Genomic DNA, 1,717 nt, shown 5'->3' on the forward strand with positions numbered 1-1,717 from the left:
CGAATCGGCGCACCGCGGCATCACCGCGCTGTTCGTCGACATGGACACGCCCGGCATCACGGTGCGCCCGCTCGAGACGATGCACGGCGCCCCCGAGTTCTCGGAGGTGTTCTTCGACGACGTCGTGGTGCCCGTCGAACGCACGCTCGGCGGCGAGGGCCAGGGCTGGGTCGTCGCCATGGACATCCTCCCGCACGAGCGCAGCACCGCCCTGTGGCATCGCGCCGCGCTGCTGTGGCACCGCTTCGACCAAGTGCTCGCCGCTGCTCCCGATCTGAGCGCCGATCGCGTCGGCGACGCGTTCGTGGACCTCTACGCGTTCCGCAGCCGGTCGCGCAAGACACAACACCGCTTCGCCGCCGGCGAGACGCTCGGGCCCGAGACGTCGGTCGACAAGATCCTCCTCGCCACCGCCGAGCAGACGGTCTACGACCTCGCGGCCGACGGCCTGGCCGACGAAGTGCTCTACAGCAACAGCCACTGGCGCCCCGAGTTCTTGTACTCGCGCGCCGCGTCGATCTACGGCGGCAGCGCCGAGATCCAGCGCAACATCGTGGCGCGCCGCGTACTCGATCTCGGGCCCGAAGCGTGATGGACGACGCCGAGCGCGAGCTGTACGCCAAGGCGGTCGCCGCCGCGTTGCCCGCCGGTGACGTGTCGCTGCTGCGCGATGCGCTCAGCGAGGATGCGACGACCGCCGTCGCCGTGTGGTTCGAACTCCAGGGCGCGACCAACACCGTGACCGACGCGCTGGCGGTACTGGTGCCGCTCCAGCGCGAGGTGGGCGTCGGGATCGATCCGGCGTTCGGCCGCGTCACGATCGGCGACGCCACCGACGAAGTGATCGCCCAGGCGCGACGGGCCCTGGCCCACGAACTCGTCGGCGCGTCGTTCGTCATGCTCGACCTGGCGCGCACGCACGCGCTCGAGCGCGTGCAGTTCGACCGACCGATCGCGCAGTTCCAGGCCGTCCGCCATCGCTTGGCCGAGTCCCAGGTCGCGCTCGACGCGGCGAAAGCGGCGCTCCACGGCGCGTGGAATCAACCGTCGCCGTTCACTGCGATGGTGGCGAAAGCCACCGCGGGTCGCAGCGCGCGCGCCGTCGCCCGCCACGCGCAGCAGGTGCTGGCGGGGATCGGCTTCACCGCCGAGCACCCGTTTCACACGCACTTCCGGCGCGTGCGCGTGCTGGACCATCTCCTCGGCGACGCCCCGACGCTCACCCGCGACATCGGCGCGCAACTCCTCGCCGACGGCCGCCTCCCGACACCATTACCGCTGTAGATGGATCTGCTCGACGTTGTCGTGGCGGTGGCGAACGCGCCGGTCACCGTGCTGGCCGCCGCGGTCAACGCCGCCACCGGCGCCCGCGTCCGCCTCGACCGCCACCTCACCGTCGTGTGCGAAGGCGGCCTGTTGAGTGACCTCGGGCTGAGTTCCGCGTTCACGACCGGCAACACCGTCAACGTCAAGCGCAGCGCGGTCGAGTACTTCAACACGTATCCGGAAATCCTCGACCACGAATGGCGTCACTCGTTGCAGTGGGCCGCGCTCGGCCTCGCCTTTCTGCCGCTCTACGCCGTTAACTACGCGCTGTCGGCCCGCCTCACCGGCGGCCAGTGCTGGAACGTGTTCGAGTGGCACGCCGGGTTCGCCGACGGCCACTACCCGTGTGGGGACGCGCTAGCGGAAAATAGTTCGACGTCGTAGTATCTCG

At 70.1% G+C, this 1,717-nt stretch carries 3 protein-coding genes; all 3 read left to right on the top strand.

Features of this window, described 5'->3' with window-relative positions; genetic code table 11:
- Nucleotides 1-592, top strand: a 592-nt coding sequence (locus VHC63_15040) for an acyl-CoA dehydrogenase family protein (GenBank protein HVV37923.1), incomplete at its 5' end; no start/stop codon positions are given.
- Complete coding sequence (locus VHC63_15045) at nucleotides 592-1,284, top strand: acyl-CoA dehydrogenase family protein (protein ID HVV37924.1); 693 nt, start codon at nucleotides 592-594, stop codon at nucleotides 1,282-1,284. The genes VHC63_15040 and VHC63_15045, both read left to right, overlap by 1 nt.
- A complete protein-coding gene (locus tag VHC63_15050) occupies nucleotides 1,285-1,710 on the top strand; it encodes a hypothetical protein (protein HVV37925.1) in 426 nt (141 codons plus the stop codon). It abuts the gene before it with no gap.
- Nucleotides 1,711-1,717 lie beyond the last annotated feature (7 nt).

The organism is Acidimicrobiales bacterium (assembly GCA_035546775.1).
Classification (GTDB): domain Bacteria; phylum Actinomycetota; class Acidimicrobiia; order Acidimicrobiales; family JACCXE01; genus JACCXE01.

Coding starts and splice junctions, on each gene's coding strand:
- VHC63_15045 (HVV37924.1), top strand. CDS start 592: ATGGACGACGCCGAGCGCGAGCTGTACGCCAAGGCGGTCGCCGCCGCG.
- VHC63_15050 (HVV37925.1), top strand. CDS start 1,285: ATGGATCTGCTCGACGTTGTCGTGGCGGTGGCGAACGCGCCGGTCACC.